Annotated in this window: 17 protein-coding genes and 2 tRNA genes; 11 read left to right on the forward strand and 8 right to left on the reverse strand. The window is 59.6% G+C overall.

Annotated elements, in window-relative coordinates:
* Positions 1 to 9 precede the first annotated feature (9 nt).
* Genes ACYQ2T_RS08120 through ACYQ2T_RS08130 form a run of 3 tightly spaced genes read right to left on the reverse strand, consistent with a single transcriptional unit; the run spans position 10 to position 2,815 of the window.
* The gene (locus ACYQ2T_RS08120; protein WP_459899878.1) at positions 10 to 1,194 is read right to left on the reverse strand and encodes a YgeY family selenium metabolism-linked hydrolase; all 1,185 of its coding nucleotides are present in this window, start codon (positions 1,192 to 1,194) and stop codon (positions 10 to 12) included.
* A gap of 12 nt (positions 1,195 to 1,206) precedes the next feature.
* On the reverse strand, positions 1,207 to 2,427 hold the full coding sequence (gene dpaL / locus ACYQ2T_RS08125) for a diaminopropionate ammonia-lyase (RefSeq protein WP_459899880.1): 1,221 nt from the start codon (positions 2,425 to 2,427) through the stop codon (positions 1,207 to 1,209).
* A 13-nt stretch (positions 2,428 to 2,440) separates the two neighbouring features.
* Positions 2,441 to 2,815, reverse strand: a complete 375-nt coding sequence (locus tag ACYQ2T_RS08130) for a RidA family protein (RefSeq protein ID WP_459899882.1) — start codon at positions 2,813 to 2,815, stop codon at positions 2,441 to 2,443.
* Positions 2,816 to 3,120: 305 nt separating this feature from the next.
* Between ACYQ2T_RS08130 and ACYQ2T_RS08135 the strand changes: the two genes are divergently transcribed.
* On the forward strand, positions 3,121 to 4,863 hold the full coding sequence (locus tag ACYQ2T_RS08135; protein WP_459899883.1) for a sigma-54 interaction domain-containing protein: 1,743 nt from the start codon (positions 3,121 to 3,123) through the stop codon (positions 4,861 to 4,863).
* A 186-nt stretch (positions 4,864 to 5,049) separates the two neighbouring features.
* Here ACYQ2T_RS08135 and ACYQ2T_RS08140 read toward each other — a convergent pair.
* Positions 5,050 to 5,126, reverse strand: a tRNA-Met gene (locus ACYQ2T_RS08140).
* 96 nt (positions 5,127 to 5,222) lie between these two features.
* A complete protein-coding gene (gene map, locus ACYQ2T_RS08145) occupies positions 5,223 to 6,005 on the reverse strand; it encodes a type I methionyl aminopeptidase (protein ID WP_459899885.1) in 783 nt (260 codons plus the stop codon).
* Between the two features lie 312 nt (positions 6,006 to 6,317).
* Between map and ACYQ2T_RS08150 the strand changes: the two genes are divergently transcribed.
* The 5 genes from ACYQ2T_RS08150 to ACYQ2T_RS08170 all read left to right on the forward strand — a co-directional run bounded on the left by ACYQ2T_RS08150 (position 6,318) and on the right by ACYQ2T_RS08170 (position 9,604).
* Positions 6,318 to 6,623 carry a TIGR03905 family TSCPD domain-containing protein gene (locus tag ACYQ2T_RS08150; protein ID WP_404844937.1) on the forward strand — a complete coding sequence of 102 codons (306 nt, stop codon included), beginning with the start codon at positions 6,318 to 6,320 and terminating at the stop codon, positions 6,621 to 6,623.
* A 218-nt stretch (positions 6,624 to 6,841) separates the two neighbouring features.
* A complete protein-coding gene (locus ACYQ2T_RS08155) occupies positions 6,842 to 7,102 on the forward strand; it encodes a hypothetical protein (protein WP_459899887.1) in 261 nt (86 codons plus the stop codon).
* Between the two features lie 500 nt (positions 7,103 to 7,602).
* Entirely contained in the window at positions 7,603 to 7,956 is a 354-nt protein-coding gene (locus ACYQ2T_RS08160; protein WP_459899889.1) for a helix-turn-helix domain-containing protein, read from the forward strand.
* A gap of 77 nt (positions 7,957 to 8,033) precedes the next feature.
* A complete protein-coding gene (locus ACYQ2T_RS08165) occupies positions 8,034 to 8,648 on the forward strand; it encodes a protein RhiA (protein WP_459899891.1) in 615 nt (204 codons plus the stop codon).
* Between the two features lie 98 nt (positions 8,649 to 8,746).
* Positions 8,747 to 9,604 carry an endonuclease I family protein gene (locus ACYQ2T_RS08170; protein ID WP_459899892.1) on the forward strand — a complete coding sequence of 286 codons (858 nt, stop codon included), beginning with the start codon at positions 8,747 to 8,749 and terminating at the stop codon, positions 9,602 to 9,604.
* A 223-nt stretch (positions 9,605 to 9,827) separates the two neighbouring features.
* Here ACYQ2T_RS08170 and ACYQ2T_RS08175 read toward each other — a convergent pair.
* A tRNA-Met gene (locus tag ACYQ2T_RS08175) sits at positions 9,828 to 9,904 on the reverse strand.
* A gap of 97 nt (positions 9,905 to 10,001) precedes the next feature.
* The gene (locus tag ACYQ2T_RS08180; protein WP_404844942.1) at positions 10,002 to 10,808 is read right to left on the reverse strand and encodes an undecaprenyl-diphosphate phosphatase; all 807 of its coding nucleotides are present in this window, start codon (positions 10,806 to 10,808) and stop codon (positions 10,002 to 10,004) included.
* A 141-nt stretch (positions 10,809 to 10,949) separates the two neighbouring features.
* On the opposite strand from ACYQ2T_RS08180, the gene ACYQ2T_RS08185 reads away from it, so the two are divergent.
* Genes ACYQ2T_RS08185 through lptG form a run of 3 tightly spaced genes read left to right on the forward strand, consistent with a single transcriptional unit; the run spans position 10,950 to position 13,414 of the window.
* Complete coding sequence (locus ACYQ2T_RS08185) at positions 10,950 to 11,150, forward strand: hypothetical protein (RefSeq protein ID WP_459899893.1); 201 nt, start codon at positions 10,950 to 10,952, stop codon at positions 11,148 to 11,150.
* A gap of 19 nt (positions 11,151 to 11,169) precedes the next feature.
* Entirely contained in the window at positions 11,170 to 12,333 is a 1,164-nt protein-coding gene (gene lptF, locus ACYQ2T_RS08190) for an LPS export ABC transporter permease LptF (protein ID WP_459899894.1), read from the forward strand.
* The gene (lptG, locus tag ACYQ2T_RS08195) at positions 12,323 to 13,414 is read left to right on the forward strand and encodes an LPS export ABC transporter permease LptG (protein ID WP_459899895.1); all 1,092 of its coding nucleotides are present in this window, start codon (positions 12,323 to 12,325) and stop codon (positions 13,412 to 13,414) included. Before lptF ends, lptG begins: the two co-directional genes overlap by 11 nt.
* Before the next feature lie 109 nt (positions 13,415 to 13,523).
* Here the strand turns inward: lptG and yihA are convergent, their stop codons facing one another.
* A complete protein-coding gene (gene yihA, locus ACYQ2T_RS08200; protein ID WP_459899896.1) occupies positions 13,524 to 14,105 on the reverse strand; it encodes a ribosome biogenesis GTP-binding protein YihA/YsxC in 582 nt (193 codons plus the stop codon).
* A gap of 180 nt (positions 14,106 to 14,285) precedes the next feature.
* On the opposite strand from yihA, the gene ACYQ2T_RS08205 reads away from it, so the two are divergent.
* Positions 14,286 to 14,750, forward strand: a complete 465-nt coding sequence (locus ACYQ2T_RS08205) for a type II 3-dehydroquinate dehydratase (protein WP_459899897.1) — start codon at positions 14,286 to 14,288, stop codon at positions 14,748 to 14,750.
* A gap of 36 nt (positions 14,751 to 14,786) precedes the next feature.
* A complete protein-coding gene (gene efp / locus ACYQ2T_RS08210) occupies positions 14,787 to 15,350 on the forward strand; it encodes an elongation factor P (RefSeq protein WP_404844948.1) in 564 nt (187 codons plus the stop codon).
* Positions 15,351 to 15,383 lie beyond the last annotated feature (33 nt).

Here is a 15,383-nt window from a genome sequence, read left to right on the forward strand (position 1 = left end):
AACTCCCTCTTAGGTGTGCAGCAGTGCGCGGCTGATGGCCATGTAGCCTTCAACGGCCTTGTGCAGTTGATCAAGCTCAATGTACTCGTCGTCGGTGTGGGCCAGCGTCTCAAGGGACGGGCCGTAGCCGAAGGTCTTGATGCCTGCTTCACCGGCATAGTGGCTGCCGTTGGTGCAGAAGGCGTAGTGGTCAATCTTCGGGCTTTGGCCGATGCCGCGCAGCGCCTCAAGGGTGCTCTGCACAAAGGCTTCGTCCTTGCTGTATTCCCATGCGGGGAAGAACCGCTCCGCGCTGATGGTCTCGCCGGTGTGGCACGGGGCCTCATCAATGGCGAGGCTTGCCGTGGCCGCAAAGTCCGGGTCTTCGGCCTTCAGGGCGTCGATGGCGTTTTGGATGGGCTCAAGGATGCTCTCCTTGGTTTCACCCACCAGCGTGCGGCGGTCGTAGGTGACGCGGCAGCCGGAGGGCACCACGGAAGCACCGGGATAGGGCGAGGACTTGATGTCCGTCAGGGCGTTGGTGCCCTTGCCGAGCATGGGATGCTCCGGCGGAGTCAGGGCCTCCACGCGGCGCACCAGCTCCATCATCTTATGGACGGCGTTGATGCCTTCGTCCGGAGAGGCGGAGTGGGCGGGCTTGCCCTCGGTCTCCAGCACGATTTCGGCGCGGCCACGCTGGGCAATCTTGACGTTTAGCTGCGAGGCTTCGCCAATGACAACGTAGTCCGGCTGCACGTTCTTGCTGATTTCGCGGCCGGCCACACCCTCGAAGCATTCCTCATGCACCACGCCTGCGACGTAGATTTCACCGGCGAAGTTGCGGTTCTCGGGCTTGGCCATTTCGGCGGCGGCAACGGCCATGGCGGCGACTGCGCCCTTCATGTCCGAGGTGCCACGGCCGTACATGCGTCCGTCCTCAATCTCCGCGCCAAAGGGCTTTTTGGTCCAGCGGCGCTCGTCTACGGGCACGGTGTCGATGTGGCCGTCAAAGAGGATTTTGGGGCCGGGGGCGTTGCCCTTGACGCAGCCGATGATGCTGCCGTAGCGGTCGACGGTGACTTCGTCGAAGCCCGACTCCTTCATGAAGGTTTCAAGGACGGAGACGACGCCGGCTTCCTCGCCGGAGACGCTGGGCTGTTGGATAATATCGGCGCACAGGGCGACGACGGCGTTTTTTGCTTCCTCGTGTATCACGTGCCTCTCTCCTTATTCGTCCACTTCGGGGTAGGCGCCGTACCAAGTGATGCGGCGGTACATTTCGGGGTCGGTGTCGCCTTCCGTGCTGATGACCAGAACGCGGGAAGAATCGTCCAGTTCCAGATTTTCGCGGATGGCGGCAAGCTCGGGGCGGTGCATGATGCACTCCACGATGCCGGTGGTCACTGCGCCGGACTCGCCGGAGATGACCTTGGGGTCGCTCCCCTTGGGCGCGGCCAGCATGCGCATGCCGTTGGCGGCCACCCAGTCCGGGCAGGAGATGTAGCCGTCGCTGTAGTCGCGGAGGATGCCCCAGCCCACGGTGTTTGGTTCGCCGCAGGCAAGACCGGCCATGACGGTGGCCATGTCGCCCGTGACAAAGTGCGGGTCGCCGTCTGCGGCCTGCGCAGAGCGGAAGATGCAGTCCGCAAGCTCCGGCTCAACGACGACGGTCTTGGGCCTGTCGTCGCCGTAGCGCGCGGCCAAAAGGCCCTGCACGCCGCCAGCAAAGGAGCCGACGCCAGCCTGCAGGAAAACATGGGTGGGACGCGCGCCTTCCTGCTCCTCGAACTGCTCCAGCGCCTCAAAGGCGAGGGTGGTGTAGCCCTGCATGATCCAGCCGGGAATCTTCTCGTAGCCGTCCCATGCGGTGTCCTGCACCATGACCCAGCCCTTTTCCTGCGAGTTTTGCCAGGCAAGGCGAACGGCGTCGTCGTAGTTCATGTCCGTGATGCTGGCGTCAGCGCCTTCGGCGCGGATGTTGTCCAGACGCGCCTTGGCCGAGCCTTTGGGCATGTAGATGACGGACTTTTGCCCCAGCCTATTGGCGGCCCAAGCCACGCCGCGGCCGTGGTTGCCGTCCGTGGCGGAGACGAATGTGATTTCGCCTACAGCCTCGCGTACTTCGGCGGAGCAGAGCTTTTCCATGCTCATCTCGGAGATGGGCGTGTCCAGCACTTCGCAGATGTGGTTGGCAATGGCGAACCCGCAGCCCAACACCTTGAAGGCATTGAGGCCAAAGCGCTTGGACTCGTCCTTCACGTGGAAGCTGGCCACGCCAAGGTCGCTGGCGAGGGCGGGCAGGCCTACCAGCGGGGTGGGGGCGTAGCCTTCAATGGTGCTGAAAAAGTCGCGCGCCACTTTGGCGTGCTTGACGGACAGAAAATCGACGTCGACTTTCTGTGTGGCCGCACGGGCCGTTTTGTTGGCAATGAAACGTGTTGTGCTCATATGTCCTGAATCCTTAAAGGTCCGCGATGACTTCAATCTCGACCAGTGCGCCCTTGGGCAGTGCGGCAACCTGAACGCAGCTGCGCGCGGGATAGCCGCCGGTGAAGTATTCGGCATAGATGTCGTTCATGGTGCCGAAGTCCTTCAGGTCCTGCAGAAAAACGCCGACCCGGCAGACGTTGTCACAGGTGGCGCCAGCCTCTTTCAGGATGGCCTTGACGTTTTCAAGGCTCTGCCGTGTCTGGGCCTCGATGCCCTCGACCAATTCGCCCGTGGCGGGGTCCACCGGAAGCTGGCCGGAGACGTAGAGGGTGCCGTCCTTGATGACAGCTTGGGAGTAAGGCCCGATGGCGGCGGGGGCCGCATCGGTATTGAGTACGGTTTTCATTGTACCTCCTTGGATTTCAACGTGATGTGAAACTCTCTAAGGCAAGGAGGGTGCCAACATGGCGTGATTTTTAAAAAGCGTATGTATTCCAGAGTGTTGCGATATTCTGCCGCATTTGGAAGCCTTGCTTCACTGCGATTTTGCTTCTCAAACTGAAAAATAATTCTCGTATCGAGAATAAACATTTGCTATAGCCAAAATGCCTTGGTTGACAGGGCTTTTCATCCACTACCCCGAGGCGGAAGCCTCCATCCAGCAAAAAATGTCGTGAAAGCTATTTTCATTTTGAGAACCGGAGCCAGAGCATGATTGAGACCATTGAGCCGTCCATCCGCCGCATTGCGGAAGTTATATCCATTGTCATCGGGCTTGATGTGGAGGTGGTCAACTCCTCCTTTACCCGTGTGGCGGGGACGGGGCGCTACGCCCAGGGAGTGGGCACCAGCATCATCGATGCCGGGCAGGTCTACCGCACGGCGCGGCGCTCCGGGCATCCTGTGTATGTGGAGAAGCCGCGCTTTCACCCCATCTGCAACGGCTGCAAAAAGCGCGATACCTGCGAGGAAAAGCTCACCCTGTGCGCGCCCATCATGGTGGATGGCAAGGTGGAGGGCATCATTGGCATTATCTGCTTCAATGAGCAGGACAGGGCGCGGATTCTGGAAACGCGGGATTCGTTCCTGACCTTTATCGAGCTGATGTCCAATATGGTTGCGGGGTCCATTGCGGATACCAAGCGCCTGCAAGCCATGTCGCAGACGGTGGGAATGCTGCAGGGCGTGGTGGATGCGTATTCCGATGGGGTGTTCGTGTTCGGCAGGGACGGGGAGATTACATACGTGAACTCCCACGCACGGCGCATGATGAAACTGCGGCAGGACGTTCTGCCCCGCGCGGTGGACATGACGCCCACCGGCAACACCGTGGAGGACGCCGAGGAATACGACCTGCGCTGTAACGGCGTGGAGCTGACGGTTATGGCGCGGACCGTGGAGCTGGTGGGCGACGATGCGCGGTTTGCCAAGCTGGTAATCTTTGAAAGCCAGCGCGACTATATGCGGCGAATGTCGCGTATCAGCTCGCAGCCGCACGGTGAGGGGCTTGGGGCCATCCTTGGCGAGTCTCCGGTCATTACCAAGTTGAAACAGCGCGTGCAGAGCATTGCCACGTCGTCTTCAACGGTGCTCATCACGGGCGAGAGCGGCACGGGCAAGGAGCTGTTCGCCCGCGCCATCCACAAGGAAAGCGACCGCCGCGACCAGCCGTTTATCGCCATCAACTGCGGCGCCATTCCGGATACGCTATTGGAAAGCGAGCTGTTCGGCTACACCAGCGGCGCATTTACCGGGGCGCGCTCGTCCGGGCGTGTGGGCAAGTTTGAGCTGGCCAACGGCGGCGTGCTGTTCCTTGACGAAATCGGCTCCATGCCGCTGTATCTGCAGGTGAAGCTGCTGCGCGTTTTGCAGGAGCGCACCGTCATCCGTCTTGGCTCCAACAAGCTCATCAACATCGACATCCGCGTTATCGCCGCTACTAACGACAATCTGCAGGAGCAGATCGCCAACAACACGTTCCGCAGCGACTTGTTCTACCGCCTGAACGTCATCCCCTTTGAGATTCCGCCCCTGCGCGACAGGCTGGAGGACGTGGACATGCTGACGGAGCACTTTTTCCGCAAGTACGGGGAGCGCTTCAACAAGCGCCTTGAGCACATCTCGCCGCAGTGCATGGAGATGTTGCGCAGCTATCCGTGGCCGGGGAATATCCGCGAGTTTGAGAACGCCATTGAATTTATTGTGAATATGATGCCCGCCAGCGGCGAGGTGACGCCGGACTGCCTGCCAGCTTTCCTGCACGCCATCAAAACCGACGCCCCGCGCATTGAGGTTGCCGATGATATCCGCCCGTTGGAAGAAGTGGAGCGCGAGGCCATAGCCAAGGCGCTGGAGCGCTTCGGCACGTCCACCAGCGGCAAACGCCTCGCCGCCAAGCGCCTTGGCATCGGCCTGGCGACCCTGTACCGCAAAATCCAGCTATACGGGCTGTAGGCGGGGATTGCGCGCCGCCAAGGGGCACATCAGGACGGGTGGGCGCGCCGCCCGAAGAGGGGCTCAAGGAAGGAACGCCCCCGCAGAGCATGGCTTTGCGGGGGCGTTCCTTGTGTGTGGCAGGGCGGGGGGAGCGGGGCACAACAAAAAACCCCTCCCGCCGAAGCGGAAGGGGTTTGATAATCATGGTAGCGAGGAGAGGACTTGAACCTCCGACACTGCGGATATGAGCCGCATGCTCTAACCACCTGAGCTACCTCGCCATTTTGTTGGTGTGACGTGTTCCGTCACCCGCGGAGAAGACGTCTACGCACTTCTCAGGATATTGCAAGCACTTTTTGGGAAAAAGTCCAAAAAAGTTAGTCCAGTGCCCATCCTTCGCCGTTCGGGCCGCAGGTCATGACCTGAGCGCCGGCGGCGGTGACGGCGATGGTGTGCTCAAAGTGGGCGGAGGGACGGCGGTCCTTGGTCACGATGGTCCAATGGTCCGAGAGGGTCTCCACTTCCTTGACGCCAGCATTGATCATCGGCTCAACGGCGATGACCATGCCCTGCTTGATGCGGAAGTCCGTGCAATTGCGCGAGAAGTAGTTGGGCACCTGCGGCGGCTCCCACATGCTTTCGCCAATGCCGTGCCCCACAAGGGATTCCACGACGGAGAAGCCGCAATTACGGGCGTGCTTGGCCATCTTCTTGGCGATTTTGCTCCATTTGACGCCGGGACGGATGTCTTTGATGGCGATGCGCAGGCACTCTTCGGTGGCGTCCATGAGCGCGCGCTTTTCGTCGTCAATGGTGCCAACGGCGTGCGTGCAGGCGCAATCCGCGCACCAGCCGTTAATCTTGAGGCCGATGTCCACGCTGATGATGTCGCCATCCGCCAGCTGGCGGGACGAGGGAATGCCGTGCACAACTTCCTCGTTCACGGACATGCAGCACGTGGCCGGGAAGGGGACTTCGCCGGGAACACCCTTGAACAGGGGAACAGCATTGTGCCCGATGATGAACTTTTCAACCTCGGCGTCGATGGCCTCGGTGGTGACTCCGGCCTCCGCCATGTCTGCGCCAATCATGTGGGCCTGCCACAGCAGCTGACCCGCCTCGCGCATCAGCGCGATCTCTGACTTCTTCTTGAGCTTCAAAGTAGCACTCCGGTTTTTTCCATACGCAAAGGGCAAGCTCATACTCCAACGTGCGGCCATGTCAACCATAGGCGGCATGAAGCCTGTATTCCCAGCCTTGCCCTCGGATTTCTGCTCCTGCGGTCCTCAGCCCGCGTTGCGCCCCCATGGTACGCGCACAAGCGCCAAGACGCCATGCCCGTGCGGAAGCGGCAGAGGACGCCGGGCCGTGTTGACACGGCGCAGTGGATGCCTATAGTTCTCGTTTGCTGGCAGGCCAAAAGCCACATCGGCCGCCAAAGTTGAACCTGTAACGCAAAGAGATAGTGCCTCATGAATCTTGAAGAACTTACTCCGTCCGGTGCGGCCCAGTCCGCGCAGGAAGCCGATACCGCCAAGGTCTTTGTCCCCAAGGGCGTCTGCTCCAAGATGATCCGGTTCGAGGTTGAAGACGGCAAGCTCCATAACGTGGAATTCACGGGCGGCTGTCCCGGCAACCTCATCGGCATTGGCCGCCTTGTGGAAGGCATGCCCCTGACCGAAGTGGCGGAGCGCCTGCGCGGCATCCGCTGTGGCCGCAAGTCCACATCCTGTCCCGACCAGCTCGTGGAAGCCATCACGCCCTACATCGAGGGCTAATACGCGCCACGCGCTGCTGACGACGCGCCTCCAAGCCCCCGGCCTCCGGGGGCTTTTCTTTTGCCCAAGGGCGCGGAGTGAGGGCGAGTGCAGGGGCCAAGCTCACGCCGTCCCCGTGGCGCAGGAGCGCGGAATCTGCTATGTGTGGAGAACGCCCCGGCCAGCGCGCTGCGCCTCCCGGCGGCGGAATCCTCCCTCAAGCACAAGGAGAGAGCGCCATGACCATCCTGACAGGCATTTTGATGCTGTTTATCCTTGTTCTTGTGTATGGCTCGCGCAATGTTTTCCTTGCCGTTGTCGTCTTTACGGGCGGTGTGGGCGCGGGGAGCATACTGCTCATTGGCGTTGGCCGCCTGTTTTTGGAGTTTGCGGGCACGGCGGGGGAGACGAATTTCCTGTCCATCACCCTGTGCGCCGCTTTGGTCCTGCTGCTCGCTGCCTCGGGAATAGGGTTTTTGCGGCGCTTGCTGCGCTGGTAGTTCTCTCCTTGTCCGAATTCTTTCCATAGCCATCCATTGGCCGTAACGATCCGCCTCCGGCACTGCCGGGGGCGGATTTTTGCATTCTTGGCCGTCTCTAATTCCCCGCCTTGGCCCTGCGCCTCTGGGCGCGTCCAGCTAAAAAAAGCCCATTTTTCGCCGTGTGGGGGCGTGTTCGCCCACAGAAGGAACATGGACGCATCTCCCCGTCCTTGCTTTTGATGCACGGATTTGCACGCGCACCTTGCGCGCCGCTGTGCGGTCTTTCTGCATATCCACCGTGGTGAATTTCCCTATGCGTCAGTGTGTTGCCCTGATTGCCGCTGCGGCGCGGCGCGGGTATAGGCTTGTCTATATCTCGGGGTTCCAGAAATTGCACGACGGATATTTAATGCAGTCAGTACGGCACATCAATCCAGAGGCGCAATACAGATATGCAGAAAAAGAATTCACATCAGAATCGAAGATGGACCCGGCTGGAAGAAGCGGCGTTTCGCATCATGAATGCACGGGACGACGAGCTTTCTCAAATGACAGTGCAGAGCCTTGCGGATGATATCGGCATCACGCCGACGCATCTTTGCCGCCTGTACAATAAGCGGTGCGGCGAAAAGAAAAGACACCTCGCGCGGCTGTCCATTGAGTGGGAAAAGATGCGCAGGGCGCGCCGTCTTTTGGAGTGCAACAGGGAAATCCGCGTGGAGCAGGTGGGAAATCATTTCGGCATTGCCAAGGAAGAGGACTTTTGCCGCAAGTTCAAGGAGCACTTCCACGTCACACCCGGGCAATATCGAAAACACTATTTTCTGCAGAAAAAACGAGTGGAGGAGACGCAACAAGGAGAGTGCGTATGAAGTGATACCCCTATGCGGCACGTGGAGCAAAAAGTAACCGAAGGCAAATGACACCAACCCGACAAGGAGACAACACCATGCAGTATTCCATCCAGTTCGTGAACAATTCCACCAACAGTGGCGACTTCTGCGTTTTCCAGACGCCGCCGGATATGAGCAACTCCAACATTCTGTCCTTGGCGTGGCTGACCAAGCGCTGCCATCCCAAGAACTACCGCCTGAAATTCACGTGGAGCATCGACTACAACTTCACGTGGAGCGAAGTGGGCGAGCTGATTCCCGGCGTGGTCTTTGACGCCCAGCAGCTGTGGCCCGCCGACCTCGTGACCTCCAATCACGTGGACTTCACGCGTTATGACGGCGCGTACACCTTCCTGGACCAGCGCAAGGGCGCGCAGGCTGGCAACCTCTACATCCATCAGGACGACACCATCCCGCTGCGCGAGGCCTCCGTTGGCATCGCCATGGGCGGTAAGGCGTCCTTCGCCGTGGAGGCGCAGCCCAACCTGACGGAAGTCTTCATCCCGCATCCCACCTACTGGGTGGCCTTCGGCGATTACGTGGAAGGGCAGGTGCTGGACGTTGAAACCATCACCAACAAGGCCGTGGTTGAGTTCCCGCCCAACGTCTACAACATGACGGCAACCCTTGGCGCGGACAACGCGTGGACCATCACCCCCGCGAAGTGCTAGCAGCCGCCGCGCGGCCCGGCCTGTACCGGGCCGCGCATTCCAACACGTCATAATGCCGGAGGCGCGCCACCCGGCGTCTGCGCCGGCTTGGAGGGATCATGCGAAAACTCATCGGGAGTCTGCTTGCCCTGTGTGCGCTTTCGGCGGCCTTCTATGCGTCGATTCAGGCGCAATGCTTCGATGTCGCAACCCGGAATCTGTACCCGCCGGCTGTCGTCCTTGCCTACACCGAGGGCAATGGCACAAAGCTACGCACCGCGCTCAACACCTTCATCCATCAAAACACGACATTTGGGAGCTATGGTTCAACGTGGAATTCGCTGTTCTGGACGGACGGATGTCCCAATGCCACGGTGCGCCTTCTCTATAGCCGCAACATCCTTCCCACAGGCGACAAGTGCAGCGATACCTACACCAGTCAGTACTGCTGGAACAGAGAACACCTCTGGCCTACCAGCAAAATGCGTAATGACAAGAAAGACAAGAAGTGGATTGAAAAACATGTCAAAGCCGCGGTGGACCTGCACCACTTGTATCCCGCCAACAGCAAAATCAACGCCGACCGTGGGAACCGTGATTTCGCGCCGGGCGGCACCAGCTTTGTGTTCAACGGCACAACGTACAAGATGACGGCAACGACATTTGAGCCGCCCGACGAGGTGAAGGGCGACGTGGCGCGGGCGCTCTTTTACATGGATGTGATGTACGATGGAGCATTCGGCAACACCGGGAACCTGACTCTTGTGACCTCGAATGCCACCAGCACCAATGGCACCGACCTGGGCAACCTTGCCGAGCTTCTCACGTGGCACACGCAGGACCCCGTCAGCGATTGGGAACGGACACGGAACTCACGGGTCCACTTCACGCAGGGCAACCGCAACCCCTTCATCGACTGCCCGGAATTCGTCAGCATCATCTGGCCACCTGCAAACGCCACCAACTCCACCCCCTAACCGCCTTGGCTTCCAAGGCAACCCAAACCGGGCAGGCGTATGTCTGTCCGGTTTGGTGCTTGGGTTGGGCCTTGAGTGGATGGGGGCAGGGGCGTGTTCTCGCGCCTTTGCCACGCTCGTGAAGGGGCGTGGATGGGCGCGTTGCGCTGGAGAGGGGAGGAGACGAGGCTCCCAAATACAGAAAAAGCCCCTTCCGCTTTCGCAGAAGGGGCTATGCAATCAGTGGTAGCGAGGAGAGGACTTGAACCTCCGACACTGCGGATATGAGCCGCATGCTCTGACCACCTGAGCTACCTCGCCACTTTATGGGTGCCGCGCTGTGAGTTTTGCCTCACCGCGTCGGGAATTGGCTTATAGGGAGTTTCAAAATTGAATGCAAGGGAAAATTACGATTTTTTCAAAAAATCCCCATCTGCCAGCAGACAAGAACGATTGGCGCGATGGCGAGACGGTACCATGCAAAAGGCCGCAGTGTCACCTTGCCAAGCAGGCTGATGAAGACCTTGATCGCCAGCCACGCGGAAATGAAGCTGACGACGAAACCAACGGCCATGAACGGAATATCCGCCGCGGTGAACAGGTCGTAGCTTTTGAGCAGGTCGTAGCCGGTGGCCGCGAACATGATGGGCACAGCGGCGATGAAGGAGTATTCTGCAGCAACGGTACGCCGCGCCCCCAGAATCATGCCGCCCATGATGGTGGCGGCGGAGCGCGAAAAGCCTGGCCACAGGGCAAGGCACTGAAACGCGCCGATGCCGAGGGCCAAGAGTGGCGTCACCTCGTCGAGGGTGTTGGTATGCGCGGGGCGCTGTTTGCGCTCCACCCACAAAATGGCCAGCGCGCCAACGCCTAGGGCAAGGGCGACGGTGTAGGGGCCAAAGAGGTGGGTTTTTATGAAGTCATGGGCGGCCAGTCCGGCCAGCCCTGCGGGCAGTGAGGTCAAAAACAGCAGCCACAGGCCGTATATTCCGGAAAACCGGCGCTCCTCGGTTGGGCGGACAAGCCCCCAAAAGCGCTCCCAGTACAGCACGACCACCGCGAGGATGGCGCCAAGCTGGATGACCACTTCGAACGTATTGGCCTTTTGCCCCGTGAATCCGAGCAGGTGCCCAGTGATGATAAGGTGCCCTGTGGACGAGACGGGCAGGAACTCTGTCAGCCCCTCCACAACGCCAAGGATGGCGGCTTGGACGATGGATTCCACATTCGTCTCCTTGAGAGTATATGTTATGTGCGGCGGTTATGCGCCGTCACCAGCGCCTAGCCCATGAGGGGACAAGTTGCAAGCACCCCGGTGATGGTGTAGATGCCAGTGAACCCCGCAACCCGGCGGGAAGGAGGGACTATGACGACGATTATGCCCGAGAGTGAACTTCTGCGCCGTGCGGTTTGTTGGTTGAGTGAGCAGCTTGAGGATGAGCCAAAGGACATCCACGCCCTTGTGCAAGAGGCCTCTATGCGTTTCAACCTTGGTCCAAAGGACGAGGAACTCCTCGTGGAATTCTACAGAAAGAACCTCAAGAAACAGGACGACTCCCCTGCGTAATCCGCTATTTCCATCACTTTTGCAACGACAGATGTTCAAGGAACTCGCCACGCTGTTTGCGCTGTGTGCGGGGTCGCTTCTGTCGCTTCTTCTTATAGGTAGACTGCTTCAGCTGCGGGATATCCTTATCAGTCAGAGCCTTGGATTTGTGGACATCCTCAAGATGTTCGCCTACCTCAGCCCGTTTTTTTTGCTGTTGCTCATACCCATCGCGTGCATGCTGGCCGTGTTCCTGACGCTGCTGCGCATGAATACGGACCTAGAAATTACGGCGCTGCGCGCGTCCGGCGTGAGCCTGTATCAGCTTTTGCCCGCGCCGCTGCTTCTTGCGCTGATGTGCACCGCCGCGACGTTCTGGATATCCTTTTCCGGCCTTGCTTGGGGTATGGAGAACTTCCGGTCCACCATGCTGGAGCTGGCCCGCTCCAAGACGCAGCTTGTTCTGCAACCCGGCGTCTTTAATATGGATTTTCCGGGGCTGACCCTCTATGCCCAGAATGCGGACACCAAGAGTGGCAAGCTGAAAACCGTGTTCGTCAAGGACGCCTCCAGCGGCGAGCGCGCGTCAACCATCCTTGCGCCGACAGGCGTTATCAAGACCAACAAGGACAAGGGCGAGATCGTTTTCCAGCTGGAAAATGGCAAGATTTACCGTCACGAAAAGGACGGCCTGAGCGTTATCGGCTTTGGCACCTATCAGGTGCGCATGGACCTTTCGCGCATGTTCCACGGCTACAAGCCCGGAGACGTCCGCCCCAAGGAAATGTCGTGGACGCGCCTGCATGAGCTGAATGACAAAAACATTAGCGAGGGCGTGGACGACAACTGGGCGCGTAAAATCCGCGTGGAAATCCAGAAGAGGGTGGTTCTGCCGCTGGCCTGTCTGGTGCTGGGGCTGTTCGCCATTCCCATGGCGTCCATGTTCAGCGGCCTGCACAGGCACTGGGGGCTGCTCCTCGCGCTGGGCTTCTTCCTTGGGTACTACACGCTGTTGTCCCTTGGCCTGTCCCTTGGCGAAACCGGCGTCTTGTCCCCCGTTGTGGGGCTGTGGCTGCCGGACGTGCTGTTCTTCTTTGCTGGACTCTATGGCCTGCGGCAAGCGGCCAATGAACGCTCCATCCCCGTGGTGGAGTGGATGCGACACCTGAGAACGCTGGGACGGAAGGCCGAACATGTTTCATAAGACGCTCAATACCTATCTGCTGCGGCAGAACATGTTCTATATCCTTACATGTCTTGCCGTTGGTGCGGGGCTGTACCTGCTGACCGACGTGTTCGACAGGTTGGACGACTTTCTGGAGGCGGGCCTTGGCCTGTCCACCATTGCGACATATTTTGCGGTGAAGCTGCCGCTGATTATTTCGCAGATTTTGCCTGCGGTGTTCCTGTTGTCCGTGGTGGCCCAGCTGTGTCTGATGGCGCGCCACCGCGAACTGCTTGCCCTGCGGGCAGGGGGCATCTCCTTTGGCCGCCTGTCGTCGTTCTACATTGCCTACTCCCTGCTGTGGTGCGTGATTCAGCTTGTCTTTGCGCAGTTTGTGGGCGTGTATGGGCAACAGATGTCCAGCCGCATCTGGTCCGAGGATGTGCGCGGCAACGTGGTGGAGGAAACCACCATGCGCAACCTGTGGCTAAAAGAGGGCGATTATATTGTTGAAATCGCCGAGGCCGTGCCCGCACTGCGTCAGGCGCGCGGCGTACACATCTATCAGCTGAGCGAAGACCGCCGCTCCCTCACCCATCAATACGACGCCGCCTCCGCCGAGGCGAAGCCCGGCCACTGGGTGCTGCAGGACGCAAGCGTGCTGAACCCCCAGACCTTCCGCTATGAGAAGCGTCCGGAAGTGACGGTGCCCATCAAGCAGGACCTCAAGGCCTTTTTGGCGGTGGACCCGGACATGGACCCCGCTCAGCTTCCGCTGTGGCAACTGAGCGATACCATCTCCAAGCTGGAGGAATCCGGCTCCAATGTGGAGGTGCTGCTTACCTCGTGGCACAGCAAATGGTCGTATGCGTTCTCCATCCTTGCCATGGGGCTGCTTGCCATGGCGCTGGTGACCCTGTCGGAGAATATCTATCTGAACATTGCGTTGTCGCTGGTGCTGACCTTTGCGTATTATGTGGTCTTCATGATTGGTATGACGCTGGGGCAGAATGGTGTTTTGCCGCCTGCCATCGGCGCTTGGCTGGGTAATATTGTTTTCTGTACCCTTGCCGGGGCGCGCCTTGTATGGTGCGCCATCCCTACGCGCCAAAACGCGTAGGGCGCGGCAGGGAAGGGCCAATAAAAAACGCTGCCGGAGTGATGCTCCGGCAGCGTTTTTTTATGTCGAATTGCGGAAAGGTGTTGAGTGGCGGGGCGGGCGGGCTGGACTAGTCGTCCTGCGCGGCCTCGCGAAGGGCGGTCCAGATTTGATCCTGTCCCATGCCAGTTTTGGAGGAGCTGATGATGGGCTTGGCGCCGCCAAGGATGTTCTGCCACTGATTCTGGCGCTGGGAGCGCTCCTTCTGCTTGACCTTGTCGGCCTTGGTCAGGATGGGGATGATGTCGATGCCCAGTTCCTGCAGGTAGCCCACCAGTTCAAGGTCAATCTTCTGCGGCGTCAGGCGCGAGTCAAGCAGCACGGCCACGGCGCGCAGCCATTCGTTGCGCTTGAGGTACGCGTCGATGAGCTTGGCCCATTTTTCGCGCTCCGTCTTGGAGCACTTGGCGTAGCCGTATCCCGGCAGGTCCACGAGGTAGAAGTCGTCGGGCTTGACTTTATAGAAATTCAGACTGCGGGTTTTGCCGGGGGTGGAGCTGATTTTCGCCAGCTTCTTGCGCCCGGCAAGGCTATTGATGAGCGATGATTTTCCAACGTTGGAGCGTCCGGCCATGGCGACCTGTGGCGCGGGCATTTCCTCCAGCTGGTTCATGAGGTAGATTGTCTTTTCAAGTTCGAGCATCGGGTGCATATGGGCTATCCTGCGCGTGGTGCGCTTTCGTTAGGTTCTAAGGTTTGCGGCCAGTCGCGGGGCGCGAGTATGCCCGGATTCTTTGGATTTGCCAACCACAGGGGAAACATATAATACAGAGGCGCTTAGGACGGACGCATCATGCGGCCGTCATTGTCGTTTTCCAAAGGATACCCGAACATGGCAAAATATTCGATACTCGTGCTCAACGGCCCGAACCTCGGGCATCTTGGCGTGCGCCAGCCCGAAGTCTACGGCAGCCACGGCATGGACGACGTCCCGGACCTTGTCGCCTCGCTTCTTGGCCCAGCGGCCAGCGAGGTGGAGCTTACCTTTGACCAAAAAAATGGCGAAGGCGAACTCATCGACAGGCTGGAGGCGGCGCGGGAGCAGGGTATTGACGGTGTGGTGCTCAATGCCGGAGCGTATACGCACACCAGCCTTGCTCTGGCGGACTGTCTGGCGTGGATTGGCATCCCCTTTGTCGAGGTGCATATTTCCAATGTTTGGGCGCGGCAGGAACCGCTGCGCCACACGAGCCACATTGCCAGACACGCCCTCGGCATCATCGCCGGTTTCGGTATCGAGTCCTACGCCCTTGCGGTGGCAGCCGTCGTGCGGCGGCTCTCGCAGGGTGATGTCTAAAATTTTTTGTGATATTCCGCTATATTGGGAGGATGAATGTACTCAACGACTGATTTTAAGAACGGCCTGAAAATCGAAATGGACGGAACCCCTTACGAGATTCTGGAGCACCAGCACCACAAGCCCGGCAAGGGTGCCGCCGTCATGCGCACCAGACTGCGCAACCTGCTCAATGGCCGCGTTATCGATAAGACCTTCCGCTCCGGCGAAAAGGTCGCCAAGCCCGATCTGGAAACCCGCGGCATGCAGTTCCTCTACCGTGAGGGCGCCTCGACGCTGGTCTTCATGGACATGACCTCCTACGAGCAGATGGAAGTGCAGGCCGACCAGCTCGGCCCCAGCGCTGGCTTCCTCGTGGACGGCTCCGAAGTGAAAATCATGGTCTACCAGGGCCGCGCCATCGACCTCGATATGCCCGCCTCCGTGGTGATGGAAGTTATCGAGACCGAACCCGGCATCAAGGGCGACACCGTCAGCGGCGCGACCAAGCCCGCCACGCTGTCTTCCGGCGTGAACGTGCTGGTTCCGCTGTTCATCAACATCGGCGATTCCATCAAGGTTGACACCCGCTCCGGCTCCTACATCGGCCGCGAATCCTAAGCAAAAGGAATGAAGCGGCGCGCCGTGATGCCA

The organism is Desulfobaculum senezii (genome assembly GCF_054657395.1).

Excerpts from the sequence above, each read along its gene's own strand:
- dpaL (WP_459899880.1), bottom strand. The coding sequence starts at position 2,427 with ATGAGCACAACACGTTTCATTGCCAACAAAACGGCCCGTGCGGCCACA.
- ACYQ2T_RS08185 (WP_459899893.1), top strand. The coding sequence starts at position 10,950 with ATGACGACGATTATGCCCGAGAGTGAACTTCTGCGCCGTGCGGTTTGT.
- ACYQ2T_RS08205 (WP_459899897.1), top strand. The coding sequence starts at position 14,286 with ATGGCAAAATATTCGATACTCGTGCTCAACGGCCCGAACCTCGGGCAT.
- ACYQ2T_RS08130 (WP_459899882.1), bottom strand. The coding sequence starts at position 2,815 with ATGAAAACCGTACTCAATACCGATGCGGCCCCCGCCGCCATCGGGCCT.
- lptG (WP_459899895.1), top strand. The coding sequence starts at position 12,323 with ATGTTTCATAAGACGCTCAATACCTATCTGCTGCGGCAGAACATGTTC.
- yihA (WP_459899896.1), bottom strand. The coding sequence starts at position 14,105 with ATGCACCCGATGCTCGAACTTGAAAAGACAATCTACCTCATGAACCAG.
- ACYQ2T_RS08135 (WP_459899883.1), top strand. The coding sequence starts at position 3,121 with ATGATTGAGACCATTGAGCCGTCCATCCGCCGCATTGCGGAAGTTATA.
- ACYQ2T_RS08165 (WP_459899891.1), top strand. The coding sequence starts at position 8,034 with ATGCAGTATTCCATCCAGTTCGTGAACAATTCCACCAACAGTGGCGAC.
- ACYQ2T_RS08170 (WP_459899892.1), top strand. The coding sequence starts at position 8,747 with ATGCGAAAACTCATCGGGAGTCTGCTTGCCCTGTGTGCGCTTTCGGCG.
- ACYQ2T_RS08160 (WP_459899889.1), top strand. The coding sequence starts at position 7,603 with ATGAATGCACGGGACGACGAGCTTTCTCAAATGACAGTGCAGAGCCTT.
- efp (WP_404844948.1), top strand. The coding sequence starts at position 14,787 with ATGTACTCAACGACTGATTTTAAGAACGGCCTGAAAATCGAAATGGAC.
- ACYQ2T_RS08150 (WP_404844937.1), top strand. The coding sequence starts at position 6,318 with ATGAATCTTGAAGAACTTACTCCGTCCGGTGCGGCCCAGTCCGCGCAG.
- ACYQ2T_RS08155 (WP_459899887.1), top strand. The coding sequence starts at position 6,842 with ATGACCATCCTGACAGGCATTTTGATGCTGTTTATCCTTGTTCTTGTG.